This window comes from Saliphagus sp. GCM10025334 (assembly GCF_042663485.1).
In the GTDB taxonomy this organism is placed as follows: Archaea; Halobacteriota; Halobacteria; order Halobacteriales; family Natrialbaceae; genus Natronosalvus.
Genome location: NZ_JBHTAF010000008.1, coordinates 1 through 19,702, shown reverse-complemented (window position 1 = coordinate 19,702; position 19,702 = coordinate 1). Strand labels below are relative to the sequence as shown.

The window sequence follows — 19,702 nt, the reverse complement described above, 5'->3', positions numbered from 1 at the left end:
ACATAGAGCCACATGAGCGAGTCAGATACTCTCCTACGCCCAGCAGATACGATGCGAGAACGGGTCGGCGAAACCCGTGTGAAAATCTGGTTTTTGATCAACGCAAACCGGTGGTTCGTTACCGGAGTGATACTGGTGGCTGCGTATCTCGTTATGCTTCTCGTTCACGTTTTCGGTCCGAGTTCATCGCAGAAACTCATCTCGACGAACGTGATCAGTTCGCTATTCGGATCGATGGTAATCGCCGTCGTCACGAGCGTCACGCTCGTTCTGACGATCTCTCAGTACGTGCTTGCCGAAGAAATTGGCCCCCTCGGAGAGCAGCGCGACCGCATGTCGAACGAGGTCGATTTTCGAGAAGCTGTCGAAGAGACGGGGGACATCGGCGTCGCCCCAGCGGACCCGGCTCGGTTCCTTCGAACACTTATCGAGATTTCGGATACGCACGCACGGCAGATCGCTGACACCGTTTCCGAGAGTCCGAACGCGGACCAACTCGATGAAATCACGGAATTCGTAGACGGTCTCATTGAGCACAGCCAGAAGATTAGCGCCGACCTCGAAGAAGCGGAGTTCGGATCGTTCCAGACGCTACTGCCCGTCCTGAACTACAACTATTCCTGGAAGATATTCGCCGCCCGAACGCTTCGGAACAAATACGCCGAATCGATCTCGGAAGACACCGACCAGGCGTTCGGCAGGCTACTCGATTCGCTCCGGTTTTTTGGTCCGGCACGAGAGCATTTCAAGACGCTCTACGTGCAGTGGGAGATCATCAATATCTCACGCGGAGTGCTGTACGGAGCAATGCCCACGCTGGCGGTTGCGGGGTACATGGTCCTGGAATTTGACGCCGCAAAGATGACCGGCACCATCGCCGGCATTAGTACGGCCTATCTCGTCGTTAGCGCCGTTTACGTACTGACACTCATCCCGTTTGCTGTCCTTCTCGCCTACCTGCTCCGTGTCCTCACCGTGATGAAACGAACGCTCGCAATCGGCCCGTTCGTTCTTCGAGACACCAAGCAGTTAGAGGGCGTTCGCTACGAGGAATCGACCGAGATTCAATCTGAAAAGTAGCTGACGATGATTCGGGGTCGGCGGATTCGTAATAGAACCCTACTCGAGGCTGAGCCCGGCGTGCCAGCGGTCGACGCCGGCCTCGCGCTTGACCGCGTCCATCTTCGCCAGCAGATGCGTCGCCAGCGAAGCGGTTTCGGCGGCTCGAGATTCGCCTTCGGTGCGGAACTCGCCGGTCACGCGGTTGGCGTAGACCGAGCAGACCGCCCCGGCCCGGAGGCCGTAGACGTTTGCGATGGTGAGGATGGCGCTGGCTTCCATCTCGATGTTGGCGACGTTGGCCTCGGTGAGTTCGTCGATCAGATCGTCGGCGCCAGCGGCCTCGAAGCCGTCGAAGCCGGGTCGTCCCTGCCCGGCGTAGAAGGAGTCAGCGCTCATCGTTACGCCAGTGTGGTAGTCGTACCCCAGCCGCTCGGCGGCGGCGACCAGCGCACTGACGACCTCGTAGTCGGCCGTGGCGGGGTAGTCCTCGCGGACGTACTCGTCGCTCGTGCCCTCCTGGCGAACGCCGCCAGTCGTGATCACGAGGTCGCCGACGCTCATCTCGGGCTGGAGCGCCCCACAGGAACCCACTCGGATGAACGTCTCGCAGCCGACGCGGGCGAGTTCCTCGACGGCGATGGCCGCCGAAGGGCTACCGATTCCCGTCGAGGTGACCGAGATCGGCGTTCCGTCGTAGGTCCCCGTCGCCGTGCGATACTCGCGGTGATGGGCGCGCTCCTCGTGGTCGTCCCAGTGGGCGACGATTTTCTCGACGCGCTCGGGATTCCCCGGCAAGAGGACGGTATCGGCCACGTCGTCGGCTGCGACCTCGAGGTGGTACTGTACGTCGGCGTTCGGGTCTTCGCTGTCGCCGGCCATAGAGACTCGAGAGTTGTGGCGCCATCGTATATAAATGCTGGAGGACCGTACGGGGCGTATGGGCACCGATCCGGACGCCGGGGCGGGAGCGGAACCCGGGACGGAAGGAGACGACACTGGAGAAACAAATGCGAGAGAACAGCCCCTCGCCGACGCGACGGACGTCGCGAGCGCCACGCTCACCGACACCTACGTCGCCGCCCTCCAGCACGATCTGGTCGACCTCGAGCCCGAGACCACGCTCGTCGGTGTCGTCCGCCAGCCGACCTCGTGGTTTCACGCCGCCGTCGACGAGAACCTGCCGGCACTCGGGCCCCCGTCGACGTTGCTCGAGGACGCCAAAACGGCCGCAGAGGACCTGAAGATGGCCGGCATGTGCGACGAGGGCGCCCACAACGCGTCCTGGGAGCAGGTGGAGTTCGAAGACCGGTACCGGGAACACCTCGAGACCGATCTCGAGGCCCAGGAGGTGCTCGCGGAACTCGAGGGACGGCTGGAGGACGGCGAATCGATCGCACTCGTCTGTTTCGAAAACACGGGCAAGAAGCGCTGTCACCGGACCGTGTTGCGAGAGGTCCTCGAGGCCAGACTGGCCTAGCTGCCTGCCTCGTCACACGGGCCTGACTATCGACTCGTCTCGAGACCGAACCTGCGTCAGTCCACGTTCTCCGGCGACGCACACGACGCCGAGACGATTCGCCCGGCGAGGCGACCGTCCACGACGCGGCCGAGTATCTCGACTTCGACTTCGAGCGGTCCCTCGGGCGGCCGCCCCGTCGGCGAATCGAGGGTCTCGAGCCCCTCACAGACGACGACGTCCATCGGGCTCCGGTCGGAGGAATGTGCGGCGATCAGCGTTCCGTCGTCGGCTCTCGTGACCTCGAGGCAGTAGCGCTCCCCGATGCCGAGTGAACCGCTGACCAGGTCGCGAATCGACGTCATCGGTTCAGAGCCGATTGATGTCCACGTCGTCGGGGTCGTTCGGATTCACCGTGTTGGCGCAGTTCGCACAGAGGCCAACACCCTCCTCGTAGTGGACCCGACAGACGAGGGCGCCGCAGTTGTCACACCGCTCCTCGGCCGACCGCGTTTCACAGATCTGACAGAGGCCGCTGACGCTCATAGGCGAGGTACGGACTCGAGTGGCTTCAAACCGGTGCCGGCACTGGGGACATAGTTCGCTCGAGCAGGAGAAACGGTCAATGGTGCACATTCTATAGCAATTTCAGAAAGTGCATCATTGTCCGCGAGGAGATGAGATTTCGGTTCGATTCGCTCGAGGCTAACCCGAAGAGAGGTAATTCCCAGCGGGAACTGAGGCCCAGGAACGTGAGGGCTGGGAGGCGCTGAGAGCCGAAGTTGAGTTCCCTCGAGGGACTCGTCCGTCGCTACTCGTCTTCGCTGTCCCCGTCGTCGTCCGTTTCGGATTCGGTGGCGTCCTCTCCGGTATCTTCGTCGGCGTCTTCCGATTCGTTGGCTTCTTCCTCGTCCACTTGGTCGTCCGTTTCTTCGCCACCGTCAGTTTCGTCTTCGCGTTCTACTTCCTCGACCTCGACGTCCTTGCCGGCCACCCCGCTTTCGGAGATTACGGGTTTTAGATTGTAATCGGATCCCTGTCCGCGTTTCACTACGTTGACGTCGAAAACGAAATCGACCGGGTCGTCGGCACCGATCTCGAACGAGTGGGTGATCTGTAGCTTTTCGCTCGGGAGCTTGACGTTCGCCTGTTCGCCATCGACGATTCCCTCGACCGCAGAGACGTGGAGTTCGATCTTTCGGTAGATACCCGGGGACAGCTCACCCTCGAACACGGAGACCGCTCGCTCGCCGACGAGGTTCGTGAGGTCGACCGTCCTTCCCTCGAGGTCGACGATGTAGAACCCGCGCTTTCGTTCGACGCCGTCGGACGTGTCGTTCTTGCCTTCCCCGTCTTCATCGCCTTCGTCACCTTCGTCGGATTCCTCGTCCGCGTCTACATCGTCCTCGCCAGCGTCACTCGAGTCCTGCTGATCGTCGGCGTCCTCTTCGGTTTCGTTCGATCCCTCGCCTCCGTCCTCGCCATCGGTTTCGCTCGAGTCCTCGTCGTCACCCTCGTCCTCACCACCGTCGAAGATTCGGGCGTAATCAAGCGTGACGTCTAGCCGTTTGAAGTCGCCGATGTCGGCCGGCATGTCGCTGATGAGCAGTCTGAAATTCCCGTCCTGGCTGCTCTCCTCGGAGCCACCGGTTTGTGACCCATCGTCCGACTGCGTGTCCTGGTCGGACGTTCCCTCGTCGTTCGTTTTCTCGGGACCGTCACCGGACGTACACCCGGCGAGCGCCGTCGCACCGACGCTACCGCCGGCGGCGATGAACGCTCGGCGCCCCACGCCGGATTTTGATTGGTGATTCGCCCGCCTCGACTCGTCGCTCGCTCGATCGTTTGGCATTAGTTCCTCGCAGACAGTAACCGGGTAAAGCAGTGCCGTTCGTTCTGGAGATTCAGAATAGTTCTTGAACGGTTTTGCTCCCGTACTCAAAGGGTTGAAATGCCCGCCAGACAGCCCAACGATAGGTTTGAGCGGAAGCTCGAACTGAAGGACGTGCGTTTTTGGCTCGAGGCCGCGTCCCGGCTACACGTCGCCATCACTCGGCTCGCCATCCCTCCGCCGCATCACTCAGTGAACGCGGACGTGCGAGTACTCGACCGGACTGACGAGCGATACCGAGACCGGCCCGACGCATTCGGACGCCGCATCCTTTAGGCCACTCGAGTCCCTATCTCGAGTGTGCAACGGTCACCGATCGTGTTGCTCGTCGCCGCGTTGTTCGCGGGCATGACGGCCCTGCTCGTGATCGGCTCGTTCGTCTCGCGCTCGCCGATTCCGTTCGTCGTCGCGGTTCCGCTCGGAGCGACGGCCTACTTCATGTACTACCACGGCAGCGGAAAGCTCCTCGAGCGCCTTCGCCGTCGCGAGGTTCGAAGTCGGCAACGTCAACGTGATCGGACGCGACGCACCCGGTCCAACCGCGACCGCGGCGGCTTCGGGGCGGGTCCACGTGCTCGAGGCGACCCGCGAACGCGTGCGGAACGCGAGGCCCGATTCAGTGCCGGTCTGGGTAGAGGCGGACCCGAGTCCGGGCCCGGGTTCGGAACCGAATCCACTGAGTGGCGATACGGTGGCCCACAGGAACGGGTCTCGGCCTCGAGCGGTCCCACGACCGCCGAAGCCCGAAGCGTTCTCGGCGTCGACCCGACGGCCGACCAGGCGGCGATCAAACAGGCCTATCGAGACCGCGTCAAGGACGTCCACCCCGACCGCGGCGGCGACGAGGCGGAGTTCAAGCAGGTGACGGCGGCTTACGATCGCCTCCGCGAGTGAGTGAATGGCTTCCGTGTCACAATAGCTCTCGAGAGACACACGTTGACATTCGGCAGGAAGGCTTTTGCCGTGTGACTCGCTATCACCGGATATGAGCCGTGACCGGGCCCTGCTGGAGCGGGCCCTGGAACGTGGCGAACAGGACGGTGGGAACGTCGAGTTCAAGGAACGACTGCTCGAGTCGATCCACCTCGAAGGGGGACGACGGGAGAGTCTCGCCGCACAGCTCCGTCACCGGGTCCTCTCGGGTGACGGCGAGGCGACGTACGTCGTCGGCGTCACCGACGACGGCGGCCTCGCCGGCATCGACGTCGATACCTTCTCGGAGTCGATGGACGTACTCTCGCTGCTCGCAGAGGAAGCCGAGTGTCACATCGAGGATGTCCAGACCTGGGGGATCGAGGACGGCGTCGTCGGCATTGCCCTGATCCGCGAGGGCGCTGTCCTCGAGACGGACGACCAGCACGTCGTCGTCGGGACGGCCGGCCACGTCGACCACGGCAAGAGCACCCTGGTTGGCTCGCTCGTCACCGGACGCCCGGACGACGGCGACGGCGCGACGCGAGCCTTCCTCGACGTCCAGCCCCACGAGGTCGAGCGGGGGCTGTCCGCGGACCTCTCCTACGCCGTCTACGGCTTCGACGACGAGGGCCCGGTGCACGTTACGAACCCGAACCGAAAACAGGACCGCGCGGCCGTCGTCGAGGAGGCCGACCGCCTCGTCTCCTTCGTCGACACCGTCGGCCACGAGCCCTGGCTCCGGACTACGATCCGCGGCCTTGTCGGACAGAAACTCGACTACGGCCTGCTCGTGGTCGCCGCCGACGACGGGCCGACGCGCACGACCCGCGAACACCTGGGGGTGTTACTCGCCACGGAACTCCCCACGGTGGTCGCGCTGACCAAGACCGACCTCGTCGACGACGACCGCATCGAGGAGGTCGTCCTCGAGGTCGAGCGCCTCCTTCGGGACGTCGACAAGTCCCCGCTCCGGGTTGGCCGTCACGGCGTCGACGCCGCCGTCGAGGAAATCGGCGACACCGTCGTCCCCATCGTCGAAACCAGCGCGATCACGATGGACGGCCTCGACGTCCTGGACGAACTGTTCGACCGACTGCCGAAGACGGCCAGCGACGACGGCGAGTTCCGGATGTACATCGACCGGACCTACGCCGTGACCGGCGTCGGCGCCGTCGCCTCGGGCACGGTCATGCGCGGCGAGGTCGAGGCCGGGGACGAACTCCTGCTCGGGCCGATGGCAGACGGCTCGTTCCGCGAGGTCGAAGTTCGATCCATCGAGATGCACTACCACCGCGTCGACCAGGCCCAGTCCGGGCGGATCGTCGGCATCGCGCTCAAGGGCGTCGAGGAGGCGGAAATCGAGCGCGGAATGGTCCTCTTGCCCGGCGACGCCGATCCCACGCCCGTCAGGGAGTTCGAGGCCGAGGTGATGGTGCTCAACCACCCCACGCGAATCGGCGACGGCTACGAACCAGTCGTCCACCTCGAGACCATCGGCGAGGCTGCGGCGTTCTATCCCGAGGACGGGCGCCTGCTGCCGGGCGACAAGGGCACAACCCGGGTGCGGTTCAAGTTCCGCTCGTACCTCGTCGAGGAGGGCCAAAAGTTCGTCTTCCGCGAGGGTCGGAGCAAGGGCGTCGGGACGGTGACGGACATCTCACCGACGACGTAATCGGGGATTCGACCTAATCGGATTCGCTCTCGATATCCGGCTCGAGCGTCCCACGCTCGAGAACCTCGGAGGTCTCGGCGTACCGCCCCGCGAGTTCCACGTAGTGATCCGCAGCGGTTGCCCACGGCGAATCTTCGACCTCCTTTCTGATCTCGGCGGGAGCGCCGACGACCAGGACCGACTCGGGAACGGTCGTATCCTCCGTGACGACGCTGTTCGCAGCGACCAGGCTCTCCGCGCCGACCGTCGCCCGATCGAGGACGGTCGCACCCATCCCGACCATCGCCTGCTTGCCGACCGTCGCGGCGTGCACGATCGCGTTGTGGCCAACGGTCGCGTACGGGCCGATTGTCGACCCCTCGTGGACCGTCGCATTGTCCTGGACGTTCGCGCCTTCCTCGAGGACGATTTCGCCGTGGTCGCCCCGGAGCACGGCCCCTGGCCAGACGCTGGCATCGGCTTCGATCGTGACGTTGCCGATGACGACCGCGCGCTCGTCGACGTATGCCGAATCCGCGACCGTCGGTTCTCGGCCGTCGAAAGATCGGATCATGGCCACCGTTTGGGAGGAGTCGAGTTAGTGTTGGTGAAATCTGACCGGACCTGGTGGCTCGAGTTCAGTAGGTGTGGTGAAAGTAGACACTATAAAACTATATAAGTTTAGACTACATAATCTCGTTCTTCCTACCCTAAATTAGTTATGTTCCCTCTCAAAAATCACCAATATATCCAAGTAAACGCGGTTAAGGCACAAATATTTAGCGTTAGACGGTTTTATCCGCACTTATTTCACCTAAATGATTGATTTCACAATCACACAGTTCGACAAATTTGATAACAGAATTAACATACTAATACTATATGATCAGAATTCCGATATAGAATAGTGACCGCTCGAGCGTGATCAGATGTCGGCTCACACGTTCACCAATCGTTGTTCCCGAAATGAGAACGACGAGCTTCGTCACACCCCATTACAATCTTAAGCGTGTAATGCACTAGCGAGTCGATCGAGGTAACGTCTCAGAGCGTCTCGCTGGCGGTGGACATGTTGATACTCGCTTCGGTCACGTTCGCACTCTCCGTGACCATCCGTGGTAGCACGTCGTGATAGTACTCGTCGTTGAGCCGACTGGTCGGACCCGACACGCTGATCGCCCCGAGCGCCTCGCCGTTCGCGCTTCGAATTGGCGCACCGACAGCACGAATGCCCTTGATCTCTTCCTCGTCGTTGACCGCGTATCCGCGTTCGCGTATCGACTCCAGCTCCGCGAACAACGCGTCGAGGTCGGTGATGGTGTGTTCTGTCTTCCGGACGAGCCCATAACTGTCGACGATCGATCGAACCCGAGTCTCGGGGAGGTGTGCGAGAACGGCCTTCCCGGTCGACGTGAAGTGGAGAAAATCCGGTTTTTGCTCTTTCGCCGTGTGGTAGTCGTCGCCAACGGCGTTCTCCCCCGGGACTTTGTAGATGTTCCGCTCGAGGCCGTGCTGTTCGCACATCAGGTGGGCGTACTCGCCGCTCCGCTCGGCGAGGCGGTCGACCGTCGACTTGCCGTGCTCGAAGAGGACGTGCCGATGACGAACCGATTTGCCGAGATAGAGGAACTCGAGGCTGAGGTGGTAGGTGTCGCCGCGTTTGACCACCAGCCGTTTCTCGCGGAGCGTATTGAGGTAGGAGTGGGCCGAGCTCTTCGAGAGGTCGAGCGCCGTCGCCAGTTCGGTCACCCCGACACCGTCGCGTTTCTCGAGCGTTTCGATCACGTCACAGGCTCGAGCGACCGTCTCGAGGGTCCGGGCGGAACCGGTTTCGTGGTCGTTCATACGTGTCACTCGTGAGCACCCACCATAGATGTTCGCATTTGGCGAACTAGTGGTGGCGGTAGCCGGTAGTCGACTCAATCCGAGAACTGCCGGGTACAGACGCTTTCAGTAGCGCTCCCAGCGAATGAACGACGTTCTCATTTCGAAGGGAGCGACGGTCGAACTCGACCCGATGATATCGACGGCTCAGGTGGCGACATCGGCGACGCCTCAGTCCACGACGTACTGCTCGAGGAAGCGCGTGAAGAGTCGTCTGGATTCCTGCGCCTCCGCGTACCGATCGGGTGTGACCGAGCGCGAGAGGTGCTGGCGACACCGGTTCGAGGCCAGTCGGTCGCGGAGAATAGTTTCGACCATGGACCGGTCGAATTCGGGGTGGAATTGTATACCGAAAGCGGGCGCCCTGATCGATTCGAACGCCTGTACGCCAGTTCGATTCGTCGCGAGGACTCGCGCGTCAGGGAGCGGTTCCCGAACGTGGTCGCGGTGCCAGCAAAACGACGTGGTTGTGCGGTCGAAACCGGCGAACAAATCGTGGTTCGATCCCGCTTCGGTCAGGTCGATGTCCTCGAAACCGGCCGAACGCTCCGGGAGCGTCTCGATCGTGCCGCCGAGCACCGACGCGACTGCCTGGTGGCCGAAACACACGCCTAGGATCGGAACCGATTCGGCGACGGCGGCGCGGATCGCGTCCTCGAGGTGGACGAGGAACGGGGGCCGTCGGTTGATGCGTGCGTGAGATCCAGTAATGATCACCGCATCGGCACTGACTACCGAGTGCAACTGATCGCGTCGGGGGTCGAGGACGCGAAACTCGACGTCCGGGAATTGATGGGTAACGATGCGCTGGATCGCCGTTCCGTAGTCGAACCGGTTGGGGGGTTGAATGCACGCGAGTCTCATGGTAGGCGTTCGTGGTCGGCTCGATCGATGGCCGAGGCCTCGAGTGTACGCAACGCTCTAACGGAACGTCCCATAACTGTTCGGGTGCCGTCGAACTCGGACGACTCGATACCGTGGGTGCTGTCAAACGCAAACACTTAACACAGCAGGCTTCGCATCGGTCAGGTGTACATGATGGTCTCCGAGGAGAGGCTTCGGGCCGACATCGAAGCGAACGCCCAGTTCGGCGCGTTAGCGGACGTCGACGGCCGCGGGCGAACGGTACTGACGGGAACGGAGGCGAACGAACTGGCGCGTGACCGATTCGTCGATCGTCTCGAGGACGCGGGTCTCGAGGTGCGAATCGACGCCGTCGGTAACGTCGTTGGCCGGTGGGACCCGCCCGAAGCCGATTCGACGGCGGCCCCCGTCGCGTCGGGAAGCCACCTGGACTCGGTGCCAGTCGGAGGCATCTTCGACGGCCCACTCGGCGTCTACGCGGCGCTCGAGGCCGTCCGGGCGATCCAGGAGTCCGACCGATCCCTCGACCGGCCGATCGACGTGGTGTGCTTCACGGAGGAGGAAGGACAGCGATTTGGGAACGGATTGCTCGGTTCGTCCGTCGCGACGGGTCGGACGACTGTCGACGAGGCGCTCACCTTCGAGGACGATTCAGGGACAGTGCTCGAGGACGCCCTCGAGCACATCGGCTATCGCGGGTCGGGTCGCCTCGACGCCGCCGCGTGGGACGCCTGGCTCGAACTGCACGTCGAACAGGGGACGAAACTCGAGCGAGCGGAGGCGTCGGCGGGCGTCGTCACGTCGATCACGGGGATCACCCACTGTTACGTCGACGTCGCCGGCGAAGCCGACCACGCGGGATCGACGCCGATGGACGACCGAAGCGACGCCCTCGCCGCCGCGAGCGAAATCGTCCTCGACGTCGAGGGGGCAGCCAACCAAATCGTCGCCGACCACTCAGCGTCCGCGGTCGCCACCGTCGGAAAGGCGTCGGTCTCGCCGAACGCGACGAACGTCATTCCGGGGTCAGTCCGGCTGGGGGTCGACATCCGGGACGTCAAACTCGAATCGATGGAAGCACTCGTCGAGGCGCTCGAGGAGAGCGCGCGGCGGGTCGAGGCCGAGCGCGACGTCGACGTAACGGTGACCCGACCGTACGACATCCCACCGGAACCGATGGCTCCTCGGTGCCGTGATGCGATGCTCGAGGCGGGCGCGGTGTCCGGCATCGAGACCCTCCGGATGCACTCCGGCGCGGCCCACGACACGATGAACGTCGCGCGGGTAACCGATGCGGGACTGTTGTTCGCCCCGTCTCGAGACGGACTCTCTCACAACCCGCAGGAGTGGACCGATTGGGCTGATTGTGCCAGGGCGACGACCGTCCTCGCCGAGGCGATTGCTCGTCTGGCCGATTCTTGAACGAGTCAGAGACCATCTCGCTGAGCGAATCCCGTGTCTCGAGTGGTCGAGACGCCCGTCTATGGGGTTCGAACGCAAAAATGCGTACATTTATATATGATGACTATGGTACTCATAGACAGGCATGGCAAGTCATAACAGTAGCCGGGAGACTGCCGATTCGTCGTCGGGTCCGAGTCGTCGGCTCTTCGTGAAGGCGGCCGCCGCCGGGGTGCCGATCGCGTTCGCCGGGTGCCTCGGCGGCGGTGGCGATGGGAATGGAAACGGAAATGGCCTCGGCAACGGGAACGGCAACCAGACCGGACCCGACGCGGAGGAAGGCGACCCGGTCGAGGGCGGGGAGCTCCTCTGGGGTGGCAGCGTTCCCGTCCAGAGCCTCGATCCGCACTTCGAGAGCGCCGCGGCGAGCGCACGCGTCCTCGAGAACATCACGCAGGGGCTGGTGCGTGTGAACTGGGACTACGAACTCGAGCCGCTGCTGGCCGAGGATTGGGAGAGTTCGGACGACAACCTCGAGTTGACGTTCGACATCCGCCAGGGGGTTCAGTTCCACGACGGCACCGAACTGACCGCCGACGACGTGCTCGCGTCCTTTACCAGAATCGAGGAGAACGAGGGACTGGCCGCAGATTACATGGCGCTGGTCGACTCGATGGAGGCGCCGGACGACCACACGTTCATCATGCAACTCACCGAGCCGTTCGCGCCGATGCTCTCGCGGATGGCGACCTCGCACATGCACGTTCTCACGGCCGAGCAGGCCGAACAGGACTCGATCAGCGAACCAATTGGGACCGGCCCGTTCCAGTTCGAGAGCATGGAACTCGACTCCGAGTTCGTGATGACGACGTTCGACGACTACTGGGACGACGAACTCCCCTACCTCGACAGGGTCACCAAGTCCGAGATTTCGGACGACGACAACCGCCTCAACACGTTCGAAGCCGGCGAGGTCGACTTCATCAACGACGTCCCGCCGCGACACGCCGAGTCCCTCGAGGGCGACTCGAGCGTCGACTTCATCAGCCGGTTCCCGAAGTCGCTCGTCTACCTGGGCGTCAACTGCACGGAGGAGCCATTCGACAGCCGTGACGCTCGGCTGGCCCTCGAGTACGCCATCGACAAGAACGAAGTCATGGAGGCGGCGCTGTACGGCCAGGGGCAGGTCGCGACCAGTCCCGCTGCGCCGGGAAGCGAGTGGGAGCACCCGGACCTCGAGCCGCGGCCGCAGGACTACGAACTCGCTCAGGAGCACCTCGACGCTGCCGGGTACTCGGACGGGTTCGAGGCGACGTTCCAGATTCCGGAGCAGTACAACGACCAGGTGACTGCCGCACAGGTCATCGAATCCCAGGCAGCCGAGGTCGGTATCGACCTCAACATTCAGCTCATCACCTGGAGCAACTGGCTCAGCGACGTCTACACCGACCGGAACTTCCAGGCGACGACGAGTTCGTACCTGGCGCTGTGGTTCCCGGACGCCGGCTTCCACCGACCGCTCCACTCCGAGGGGGCGTTCTTCTTCACCGGCTGGGAGGACGAGGAGTACGACGACCTCATCGACGAGGCACGCCAGCTCTACGAGATCGAAGAGCGCGCGCCGCTGTACCACGAGGCCGCCGAGATTCTACAAGAGCGCCGGTCTGGCCACATTCTGCTGTACTGGATGCCAACGTTGATGGCCCGTCAACCCAACTACAAGGGCGAGGTCATGTCGCCCGACGGCTCGACCTTCAGATTCGAAAACACCTGGATGGAGTAATCCGTGAGTTCACGTGCGCACTACGACCAATTTCACGCGACACAGATCACTCGCATAGATGGCGTTCGTTAGCTACCTGGCCAAGCGCCTCGGGTTCATGGCGATCACGCTGTTCCTCGTGTCGCTCATCACCTTCGGGCTCACGAACATCCTGCCCGGAAACGTGGCGCTGTTGATCCTCGGCCCGAACGCGAACGACGCATCGATCGCCCAGCTCGAGGCGCAGTTGGGGCTCGACCAGCCGCTGTATTTGCAGTACGTCGACTGGGTTGTCGGCATGCTCCAGGGAGACATGGGCACGTCACTCCGGTACGGAACGCCGGTCGCCGACCTGATCGGCGTCCGACTGCCGCGGTCACTGCTGCTCGCCATCTCCGCGACGATCGTTTCGGTGAGCCTGTCGATCCCGCTCGGCGTCATCGCCGCGGTCAAGAAGAACACGCCGACTGACCTGACGGCGTCGATGCTCGCGTTCGTCGGTCTCTCGCTCCCCATCTTCCTGTGGGGACTGGTGTTCATCTACGTGTTCGCGCTCACCCTCGGCGGCTTCCCGACCCGCGGGTACGTCTCGCCGATGGAAGACCCCGTGGCGGCGGCTCACCACCTCGCGCTTCCCGCGAGCGCGATGGGCGTCGCACTGACGGCCTACATCATGCGCATGACCCGCTCGAGCATGATCGACGAGCTGAGCGAGGACTACGTTGAATTCGCCCGGTCGAAGGGGCTCAGCGAACGGGCGGTCGTGGTTCGTCACGCGCTGAAAAACGCCGCAATTCCCGTCATCACGGTCATCGCGTTCCAGTTCAGCTACGCCTTCGGGGGCGTCGTCGTCCTCGAGCAGGTGTTCTCCTGGCCGGGCATCGGCCAGTTGACGTTGACGGCCATCGAGAACCGCGACATTCCCCTCTTGCAGGGGTGTATTATCGTGATCGCACTGATCTACATGGTCTCGAACTTCCTCGCGGACACGTTCTACGCGTACGTCGATCCGCGAATCCGCTACGGAGGGTCCGAGTAATGTCGACCGAACGCTTCCGGTTGACCGACGAGAAGAAGGCCCACTACGGCCGATTCGCCCGCCAGTTCCGCCGGAACCAGAAGGCAATGATCGGGTTGTTCATCGTCATCGCTCTCTTTACGACGGCGATACTCGCACCGTTCGTCGTTCCCCACGATCCGGAGGCGACCAACGTCCAGGACCGAGAGCTAGCGCCGTCACTCGAGCACCCGATGGGAACCGACGACCTCGGCCGCGACATCTTCAGTCGCGTGATGATGGGCGCCCGGATTTCGCTGTACGTCGGATTCACCTCGATCAGCGCGGCGATGGTCATGGGGACGACCATCGGCGTCGTCGCTGGTTACTACCAGGGACTGATCGACGAGGGGCTCATGCGCGGCATGGACGCGATGATGTCGTTCCCGCCGATCCTGCTGGCGCTGACCATCGTCGCCGTCCTCGAGCCGAGTCTCAACAACGTGATCCTCGCGCTCGCGTTCGTGTACACGCCGTTCATCGCCAGGGTTGCCCGCAGCGCGGCGCTGGCGGTGCGCAACGAATCGTTCGTCGAAGCCGCCGTCGCCCGCGGGGAGAGCGACGGCTACATCATCTTCCGGGAGGTGCTGCCCAACTGCGTCGGCCCGCTACTCGTCCAGGGGTCGATCAACGTCGCGTTCACCATGCTGCTCGAGGCGAGCCTTTCGTTTCTCGGGTTGGGCGTCCAGCCGCCGACCCCCTCGTGGGGCCTGATGATCAACCAGGGCTGGTCGTTCATGGGCGACGCGCCGTGGCTCGTGTTCTTCCCGGCGGGAGCGATTGCCATCGCCGTCATCGGGTTCAACCTGCTGGGTGACGGCCTCCGCGACGTCCTCGATCCCAAGGGGGAGATCATCGAATGACTTCGAGACAGACCACCGACACCACGCCGACGACAGACACCGACGGTATCGCCAGCGACTCGCTCCTCGCCGTAGAGGACCTCCGCACGCAGTTTCGGACCGAGGACGGAGTCGTTACTGCAGTCGACGACGTGTCGTTCGACCTCGAGCGCGGCGAGGTGATGGGCATCGTCGGCGAGTCGGGGGCGGGAAAGAGCGTGACGGCGAAGTCGATCATGCGCCTGATCCGCTACCCTGGAGAAATCGTCTCCGGGTCGGTCACCTTCGATGGGACGGACCTCCTCACCCTCACCGAGAACGAGATGCGGAGCGTCCGCGGGAACAGGATCACGCTGATCCCGCAGGATCCGATGACCTCGCTCAACCCCGTGCTCACCGTGGGCCAGCAGATCGTCGAGACGATCCGGCTCCACCAGGACGTCGGCGAGCACGAAGCTCGCGAGATTGCCATCGAGGCGATGGAGGAAGTCGAGATTCCAGACCCGGCGTCGCGCATCGACGAGTACCCCCACGAGTTCTCCGGGGGGATGCGCCAGCGGGTGCTGATCGCCATTGGGCTGGCCTGCGAGCCGGACCTGATCATCGCCGACGAGCCGACGACGGCGCTCGACGTGACGACCCAGGCGAAGATCCTGGATCTGCTGAACGACCTCCGCGAGGAGCGCGGCGTCTCGATCCTGATGATTACCCACAACCTGGGCGTCGTCGCCCAGACCTGTGATCGCGTCGGCGTCATGTACGCCGGCAACCTCGTCGAGACGGGCCGCGTCGACGACGTCTTCGAACAGCCGAGACACCCCTACACACGCACGCTCATCGACGCGATTCCGGAAGTCGACTCGGACCGGAACCGCCTCTACGCCCTCGGTGGATCGATGCCCGACCTCAAGAGCTTGCCCGACGGCTGTAACTTCGCCGACCGGTGTCCACATGCCGTCGAAGCATGCCGTTCCGGCGGTGATCCGCCGCTCGAGCCGGTCGCTGGTGCCCCACCGGGCGCCCAGGCGGCGTGCATTCGAACCGACGAACTCGACCTCTCGGAGCCGGCCATCGAGGAGGGCGTCGAGCGTCGCCAGCGCGAGCCGCGCACGAATGCAAAGCCGTTACTCGAGGTTCGCGACCTGCAGAAGCACTTCTCGGCGGGGGACGGATTCTTCGGGAATCTCTCGCTGGCCCGAACCGAGAGCGGCGGGCTGACGCTCGAGCGCCGGTACGTCGAGGCGGTCGACGGCGTGAGCTTCACGATCGACCGCGGCGAGACGGTCGGACTGGTCGGCGAGAGCGGCTGTGGCAAGTCGACGGTCGCCAGGACCGTGATGCAACTGCTCGAGCCCACCGGTGGCGAGGTCTACTTCGACGGCCACCCGTTGCACGAACTCGGGAAGAAGGACATTCGGAGCCTTCGAAAGGAGATGCAGATCATCTTCCAGGACCCCAAGAGTTCGCTCAATCCGCGCAAGACGGTCGCCCAGATCATCGGCAGAGGGATGGCGAAACACGGCATCGCGACGGGGGACGATAAGCGCGCACGGATCGAGGAGCTACTCGAGCGCGTCGGTCTCTCTGGGTCCGACGCCGACAAGTATCCCCACCAGTTCTCCGGCGGCCAGCAACAGCGGATCGCCATCGCAAACGCGCTCGCGGTCGAACCCGACCTCATCGTCTGTGACGAGCCCGTCTCCGCGCTGGACGTGAGCGTCCAGGCACAGATCCTCAACCTGCTCGACGACATCCAGGACGAGTTCGGCCTTTCGTACCTGTTCATCTCCCACAACATCAGCGTCGTCCAGCACCTCTGTGACCGCGTGGCAGTGATGTACCTCGGGAAAATTGCCGAGTTCGGCACTGTCGAGGAAGTGTTCGAGCCGCCGTATCACCCCTACACGGAGAGCCTGCTGTCGGCGGTCCCGCACGCGAACCCAAACCGGGAGACCGAGCGGATCCTCCTCGAGGGAACGGTCCCGAGCCCGATCGATCCGCCGACTGGCTGTCCGTTCCACACGCGCTGTCCGAAGAAGATCGGCGAGGTGTGCGAGACGGACGAGCCGCTTCCCGAGCCGGTCGACGGCGGCGACCATCGAATCGCCTGCCACCTCTCGGTCGAAGAGATGAGCCACCCAGTACACGGCCGGTCGCCCGCACCGTCGGAGACGGACTGACCGTGACGTTCTCCATCTGTGCGGCCGTCGACGGGCGTCACGGCGTCGCGGTCGCGACGAAGGCCATCGCCGTGGGGTCGACCGCACCGTTCGTCTGCAGGAAGGGGGCCGTCTGCACGCAGGCGACGACCAGCACGCCACTGGGTGTGCGATCAATTCGTGCACTCGAGGCGGGGACGCCCGTCGAGGACGCCGTCGAGTCCCAGCTCGCGGACGACCCACACGCCACCGTTCGGCAGATTCACGGTGTCGACGCTGGTGGCGACACGGTCGCGGTGACCGGTTCAGAGTGCGACCCCGTCGCCGGTGACCTCGAGGGCGATGGGTACACCGTCGCGGGGAACATGCTGGAATCGGCGGACGTACTGACGGCCGTAGCCGACGCGTTCGAAGCCTCGAGCGGGAGTCCACTGGACCGGCGATTCCTGGACGCCCTCCGGGCGGGCGAGGACGCCGGCGGCGACAAACGCGGCGAACACGTCCAGAGCGCTGCCCTGTGCGTATTCGACCCTGACGAACCCCGTCTCGCTCACGACCTTCGGGTCGACGAGCACGACGACGCAGTCGCGGAACTCGAGCGGATTCACAACCTCGCGACGACCGTGGGAAACGAGTGGGAAGAAGCGTATCCTCGAACAGACGTACAGCGATATTCCAAGCGGAAGCCCCAGTAGAAAACTATACTCTGAAAAAATATATTAGTTATAAATTATATATGCATTGTTGGAACCCAGGTCACGGTGTAAATTCCAGAATTCCCCCGATTTAGGCGGTTTTGATCTATTCGTCCCGTTCTACAGACTATTCATAAATAGTCACCTATTGTGCTCTTATATGGCTATAGAACGTCTCATTATACATATTCGAGTATTGGAAGGGAATTGGGAGAAACCTCTAAGAAAGATGCTAATTTTGATTATAGATAATTAAAACGATATGACTAGCAGCCAAACGAATCACCGTCCAGCGGCGCTCAGCCAGCCGGAGAAAACGAAGCGCAGGGGACGGGTTCAGAACGTCGCGACGACCTCGTGGATGCACCCGTCGGGCTTGTAGTGGGAGAAGTGATCCGGAACGTAGTCGACGTTGTGATCGGTGTAGTTCCACGGCGGTGTGCCATCGATTGTCGTCGCACCGATCGCGGTCCCCATCTCGGCAGTGCCGTAGGCCCAGTCGAGTACGGCGTCGTCGTTCATCCAAAAGTTGTCGAGGCGGCCAGTCGCGTTCGTGATCGCGGAGCCATAACTCCCCTCGAGCGACGGCGCGTCGTCGTCGGCAGCGCCGCCCAGGAGGGTGACGCTCTCGAGGAGGTCGTGGTACCCCCACGACGAGAGTGTCGCGACCGCGCTGAGGGCGACTCGAGCACCGAGCGAGTGCGAACACAGCCGGAGCATTACGTCGGGATTCTGGACACGATAGTCGACCAGGAAATTCGCGAGTTTGGCTCCGTTTCGTTCGGCGATTTCTGTCGCGTTGTACCAGCCATAATCGGCGTCCCAGGTGTACCCGACGACCGGCTGGTCGTAGCCCTCGAGGTCGAACGTGTTCGCGGCGGTGCTGGTCGAGCAGACGCCGCCCTCGCGGTCGTTGTTCCAGCCGTGGGCGTGGATCAGGAGTTCGCCACCCGCCGACTGGCCGAAGCCGGGGATCGGATCGCCCGCGAGGTCGTAGTTCGTCGCGGTGTTTCCGTCGGTGACGTAGACGCTCCCGTACCACGTCGTGTCGAAGTGACCTCGAGTGCTCACGCGCGGGAAGTCCATCGGCGGGTCCTCGCAGGAATCACCTTTTCCCGCCTGGACGGACGACGTCGCCGCACCGAGCGCGCCGATACCGACGGCGGAGACGCCGAGACCGCGGAGGACGGTTCGTCGCGAAACAGGTCGACCAATCGTGCCATCGTCACTCGTGTGTCGTGGTGGCATAGATCGCACATCAACACGCCCAGACATTAATGTTATTGTGAGTGTCCACGTAGGATAATATTCAGGACAACGCGCGAAGCGTTTATTTTATCCGCGTATCCGAATGGGAAGGATCTCAGTCCGGCCGAAGATACCCTTACCCTTCACTCGAGTGACAGTGGTCGCGTTCATCGACAGCCAGTGGCGTGTCCGCACCAATCGGTCGTCGAACCCACGGACTTTATACTACCTGGGTGTGTAGACGGGGGTAGCGAAACCCGCGGGCAAGTGCGTTCGCGCGACGGGGACACGGCCTCGCCGTGTTCTACGTCCGGAATCAATCCCGAACGCATAGCGGGACCCCGACCGACGCGACACCGTGGCGGTCTTTCGTACCCGGCAGTCCGCGGACCGTTTCGATGAGCGCGCACCGCGCTCAGTGTATACAACCATGGAAATCGAAATTGCAACCATCGGCGGTTACGAGGAAGTTGGACGGCAGATGACTGCCGTTCGCGCAGGAAACGACGTCGTCATCTTCGACATGGGTCTGAACCTCTCACAGGTTCTCATCCACGACAACGTCGAGACCGAACGCATGCACAGCCTCGACCTGATCGACATGGGCGCCATTCCCGACGATCGGATCATGAGCGACCTCGAGGGCGACGTTCAGGCGATCGTCCCGACCCACGGTCACCTCGACCACATCGGCGCGATCTCGAAACTCGCCCACCGTTACGACGCCCCCGTCGTCGCGACCCCGTTCACCATCGAACTGGTCAAACAGCAGATCGAGAGCGAGCAGAAGTTCGGCGTCGAGAACGACCTGGTCA

The 19,702-nt window shown here is 63.0% G+C and carries 19 protein-coding genes; 11 read left to right on the top strand and 8 right to left on the bottom strand.

Annotated features, from left to right (window positions below; translation table 11 throughout):
- Positions 1-12 precede the first annotated feature (12 nt).
- The gene (locus ACFQO4_RS20070) at positions 13-1,080 is read left to right on the top strand and encodes a DUF7972 family membrane protein (RefSeq protein WP_500262509.1); all 1,068 of its coding nucleotides are present in this window, start codon (positions 13-15) and stop codon (positions 1,078-1,080) included.
- A gap of 39 nt (positions 1,081-1,119) precedes the next feature.
- Here ACFQO4_RS20070 and ACFQO4_RS20065 read toward each other — a convergent pair whose 3' ends face one another.
- The gene (locus ACFQO4_RS20065; RefSeq protein WP_500262508.1) at positions 1,120-1,941 is read right to left on the bottom strand and encodes a nucleoside phosphorylase; all 822 of its coding nucleotides are present in this window, start codon (positions 1,939-1,941) and stop codon (positions 1,120-1,122) included.
- Positions 1,942-1,999: 58 nt separating this feature from the next.
- On the opposite strand from ACFQO4_RS20065, the gene ACFQO4_RS20060 reads away from it, so the two are divergent.
- Positions 2,000-2,539: a DUF488 domain-containing protein gene (locus ACFQO4_RS20060; protein ID WP_500262507.1), complete on the top strand. Its 540-nt coding sequence runs from the start codon at positions 2,000-2,002 to the stop codon at positions 2,537-2,539.
- 56 nt (positions 2,540-2,595) lie between these two features.
- Here the strand turns inward: ACFQO4_RS20060 and ACFQO4_RS20055 are convergent, their stop codons facing one another.
- The 3 genes from ACFQO4_RS20055 to ACFQO4_RS20045 all read right to left on the bottom strand — a co-directional run bounded on the left by ACFQO4_RS20055 (position 2,596) and on the right by ACFQO4_RS20045 (position 4,370).
- On the bottom strand, positions 2,596-2,883 hold the full coding sequence (locus tag ACFQO4_RS20055) for a hypothetical protein (RefSeq protein WP_500262506.1): 288 nt from the start codon (positions 2,881-2,883) through the stop codon (positions 2,596-2,598).
- A 4-nt stretch (positions 2,884-2,887) separates the two neighbouring features.
- On the bottom strand, positions 2,888-3,064 hold the full coding sequence (locus ACFQO4_RS20050) for a hypothetical protein (RefSeq protein WP_312908341.1): 177 nt from the start codon (positions 3,062-3,064) through the stop codon (positions 2,888-2,890).
- 265 nt (positions 3,065-3,329) lie between these two features.
- Complete coding sequence (locus ACFQO4_RS20045) at positions 3,330-4,370, bottom strand: DUF4382 domain-containing protein (RefSeq protein WP_500262505.1); 1,041 nt, start codon at positions 4,368-4,370, stop codon at positions 3,330-3,332.
- A gap of 339 nt (positions 4,371-4,709) precedes the next feature.
- Here ACFQO4_RS20045 and ACFQO4_RS20040 point away from each other — a divergent pair, with 339 nt between their 5' ends.
- Both ACFQO4_RS20040 and ACFQO4_RS20035 read left to right on the top strand, forming a co-directional pair.
- On the top strand, positions 4,710-5,303 hold the full coding sequence (locus ACFQO4_RS20040; RefSeq protein WP_500262504.1) for a J domain-containing protein: 594 nt from the start codon (positions 4,710-4,712) through the stop codon (positions 5,301-5,303).
- Positions 5,304-5,394: 91 nt separating this feature from the next.
- Positions 5,395-6,996: a GTPBP1 family GTP-binding protein gene (locus tag ACFQO4_RS20035; protein ID WP_500262503.1), complete on the top strand. Its 1,602-nt coding sequence runs from the start codon at positions 5,395-5,397 to the stop codon at positions 6,994-6,996.
- 13 nt (positions 6,997-7,009) lie between these two features.
- Here ACFQO4_RS20035 and ACFQO4_RS20030 read toward each other — a convergent pair whose 3' ends face one another.
- The 3 genes from ACFQO4_RS20030 to ACFQO4_RS20020 form a co-directional block, all read right to left on the bottom strand.
- On the bottom strand, positions 7,010-7,549 hold the full coding sequence (locus ACFQO4_RS20030) for a gamma carbonic anhydrase family protein (protein ID WP_500262502.1): 540 nt from the start codon (positions 7,547-7,549) through the stop codon (positions 7,010-7,012).
- 470 nt (positions 7,550-8,019) lie between these two features.
- The gene (locus tag ACFQO4_RS20025) at positions 8,020-8,820 is read right to left on the bottom strand and encodes an IclR family transcriptional regulator (RefSeq protein ID WP_500262501.1); all 801 of its coding nucleotides are present in this window, start codon (positions 8,818-8,820) and stop codon (positions 8,020-8,022) included.
- A gap of 210 nt (positions 8,821-9,030) precedes the next feature.
- On the bottom strand, positions 9,031-9,723 hold the full coding sequence (locus ACFQO4_RS20020; protein ID WP_500262500.1) for a type 1 glutamine amidotransferase: 693 nt from the start codon (positions 9,721-9,723) through the stop codon (positions 9,031-9,033).
- Between the two features lie 171 nt (positions 9,724-9,894).
- Here ACFQO4_RS20020 and ACFQO4_RS20015 point away from each other — a divergent pair, with 171 nt between their 5' ends.
- The 6 genes from ACFQO4_RS20015 (at position 9,895) to ACFQO4_RS19990 (ending at position 17,639) form a co-directional block, all read left to right on the top strand.
- Positions 9,895-11,145, top strand: a complete 1,251-nt coding sequence (locus ACFQO4_RS20015; protein ID WP_500262499.1) for a M20 family metallo-hydrolase — start codon at positions 9,895-9,897, stop codon at positions 11,143-11,145.
- Positions 11,146-11,269: 124 nt separating this feature from the next.
- The gene (locus ACFQO4_RS20010; protein ID WP_500262498.1) at positions 11,270-12,907 is read left to right on the top strand and encodes an ABC transporter substrate-binding protein; all 1,638 of its coding nucleotides are present in this window, start codon (positions 11,270-11,272) and stop codon (positions 12,905-12,907) included.
- A 58-nt stretch (positions 12,908-12,965) separates the two neighbouring features.
- Positions 12,966-13,925: an ABC transporter permease gene (locus ACFQO4_RS20005; protein WP_500262497.1), complete on the top strand. Its 960-nt coding sequence runs from the start codon at positions 12,966-12,968 to the stop codon at positions 13,923-13,925.
- On the top strand, positions 13,925-14,806 hold the full coding sequence (locus tag ACFQO4_RS20000; RefSeq protein WP_500262496.1) for an ABC transporter permease: 882 nt from the start codon (positions 13,925-13,927) through the stop codon (positions 14,804-14,806). Before ACFQO4_RS20005 ends, ACFQO4_RS20000 begins: the two co-directional genes overlap by 1 nt.
- The gene (locus ACFQO4_RS19995) at positions 14,803-16,965 is read left to right on the top strand and encodes a dipeptide ABC transporter ATP-binding protein (RefSeq protein ID WP_500262495.1); all 2,163 of its coding nucleotides are present in this window, start codon (positions 14,803-14,805) and stop codon (positions 16,963-16,965) included. Before ACFQO4_RS20000 ends, ACFQO4_RS19995 begins: the two co-directional genes overlap by 4 nt.
- Before the next feature lie 2 nt (positions 16,966-16,967).
- Positions 16,968-17,639 (top strand): DUF1028 domain-containing protein, encoded by a 672-nt coding sequence (locus tag ACFQO4_RS19990; protein WP_500262494.1) that lies wholly within the window; start codon positions 16,968-16,970, stop codon positions 17,637-17,639.
- A gap of 336 nt (positions 17,640-17,975) precedes the next feature.
- On the opposite strand, the gene ACFQO4_RS19985 is transcribed toward ACFQO4_RS19990, so the two are convergent.
- On the bottom strand, positions 17,976-18,887 hold the full coding sequence (locus ACFQO4_RS19985; RefSeq protein WP_500262493.1) for a DUF726 domain-containing protein: 912 nt from the start codon (positions 18,885-18,887) through the stop codon (positions 17,976-17,978).
- 430 nt (positions 18,888-19,317) lie between these two features.
- On the opposite strand from ACFQO4_RS19985, the gene ACFQO4_RS19980 reads away from it, so the two are divergent.
- Positions 19,318-19,702: MBL fold metallo-hydrolase (locus tag ACFQO4_RS19980; RefSeq protein WP_500262492.1), on the top strand; the 385-nt coding region annotated here is incomplete at its 3' end.

Excerpts from the sequence above, each read along its gene's own strand:
- ACFQO4_RS20070 (WP_500262509.1), top strand. The coding sequence starts at position 13 with ATGAGCGAGTCAGATACTCTCCTACGCCCAGCAGATACGATGCGAGAA.
- ACFQO4_RS20010 (WP_500262498.1), top strand. The coding sequence starts at position 11,270 with ATGGCAAGTCATAACAGTAGCCGGGAGACTGCCGATTCGTCGTCGGGT.
- ACFQO4_RS20005 (WP_500262497.1), top strand. The coding sequence starts at position 12,966 with ATGGCGTTCGTTAGCTACCTGGCCAAGCGCCTCGGGTTCATGGCGATC.
- ACFQO4_RS20000 (WP_500262496.1), top strand. The coding sequence starts at position 13,925 with ATGTCGACCGAACGCTTCCGGTTGACCGACGAGAAGAAGGCCCACTAC.
- ACFQO4_RS20025 (WP_500262501.1), bottom strand. The coding sequence starts at position 8,820 with ATGAACGACCACGAAACCGGTTCCGCCCGGACCCTCGAGACGGTCGCT.
- ACFQO4_RS20050 (WP_312908341.1), bottom strand. The coding sequence starts at position 3,064 with ATGAGCGTCAGCGGCCTCTGTCAGATCTGTGAAACGCGGTCGGCCGAG.
- ACFQO4_RS20015 (WP_500262499.1), top strand. The coding sequence starts at position 9,895 with ATGATGGTCTCCGAGGAGAGGCTTCGGGCCGACATCGAAGCGAACGCC.
- ACFQO4_RS20035 (WP_500262503.1), top strand. The coding sequence starts at position 5,395 with ATGAGCCGTGACCGGGCCCTGCTGGAGCGGGCCCTGGAACGTGGCGAA.
- ACFQO4_RS20045 (WP_500262505.1), bottom strand. The coding sequence starts at position 4,370 with ATGCCAAACGATCGAGCGAGCGACGAGTCGAGGCGGGCGAATCACCAA.
- ACFQO4_RS20020 (WP_500262500.1), bottom strand. The coding sequence starts at position 9,723 with ATGAGACTCGCGTGCATTCAACCCCCCAACCGGTTCGACTACGGAACG.
- ACFQO4_RS20030 (WP_500262502.1), bottom strand. The coding sequence starts at position 7,549 with ATGATCCGATCTTTCGACGGCCGAGAACCGACGGTCGCGGATTCGGCA.
- ACFQO4_RS20065 (WP_500262508.1), bottom strand. The coding sequence starts at position 1,941 with ATGGCCGGCGACAGCGAAGACCCGAACGCCGACGTACAGTACCACCTC.
- ACFQO4_RS20060 (WP_500262507.1), top strand. The coding sequence starts at position 2,000 with ATGGGCACCGATCCGGACGCCGGGGCGGGAGCGGAACCCGGGACGGAA.
- ACFQO4_RS19985 (WP_500262493.1), bottom strand. The coding sequence starts at position 18,887 with ATGCCACCACGACACACGAGTGACGATGGCACGATTGGTCGACCTGTT.
- ACFQO4_RS20055 (WP_500262506.1), bottom strand. The coding sequence starts at position 2,883 with ATGACGTCGATTCGCGACCTGGTCAGCGGTTCACTCGGCATCGGGGAG.
- ACFQO4_RS19995 (WP_500262495.1), top strand. The coding sequence starts at position 14,803 with ATGACTTCGAGACAGACCACCGACACCACGCCGACGACAGACACCGAC.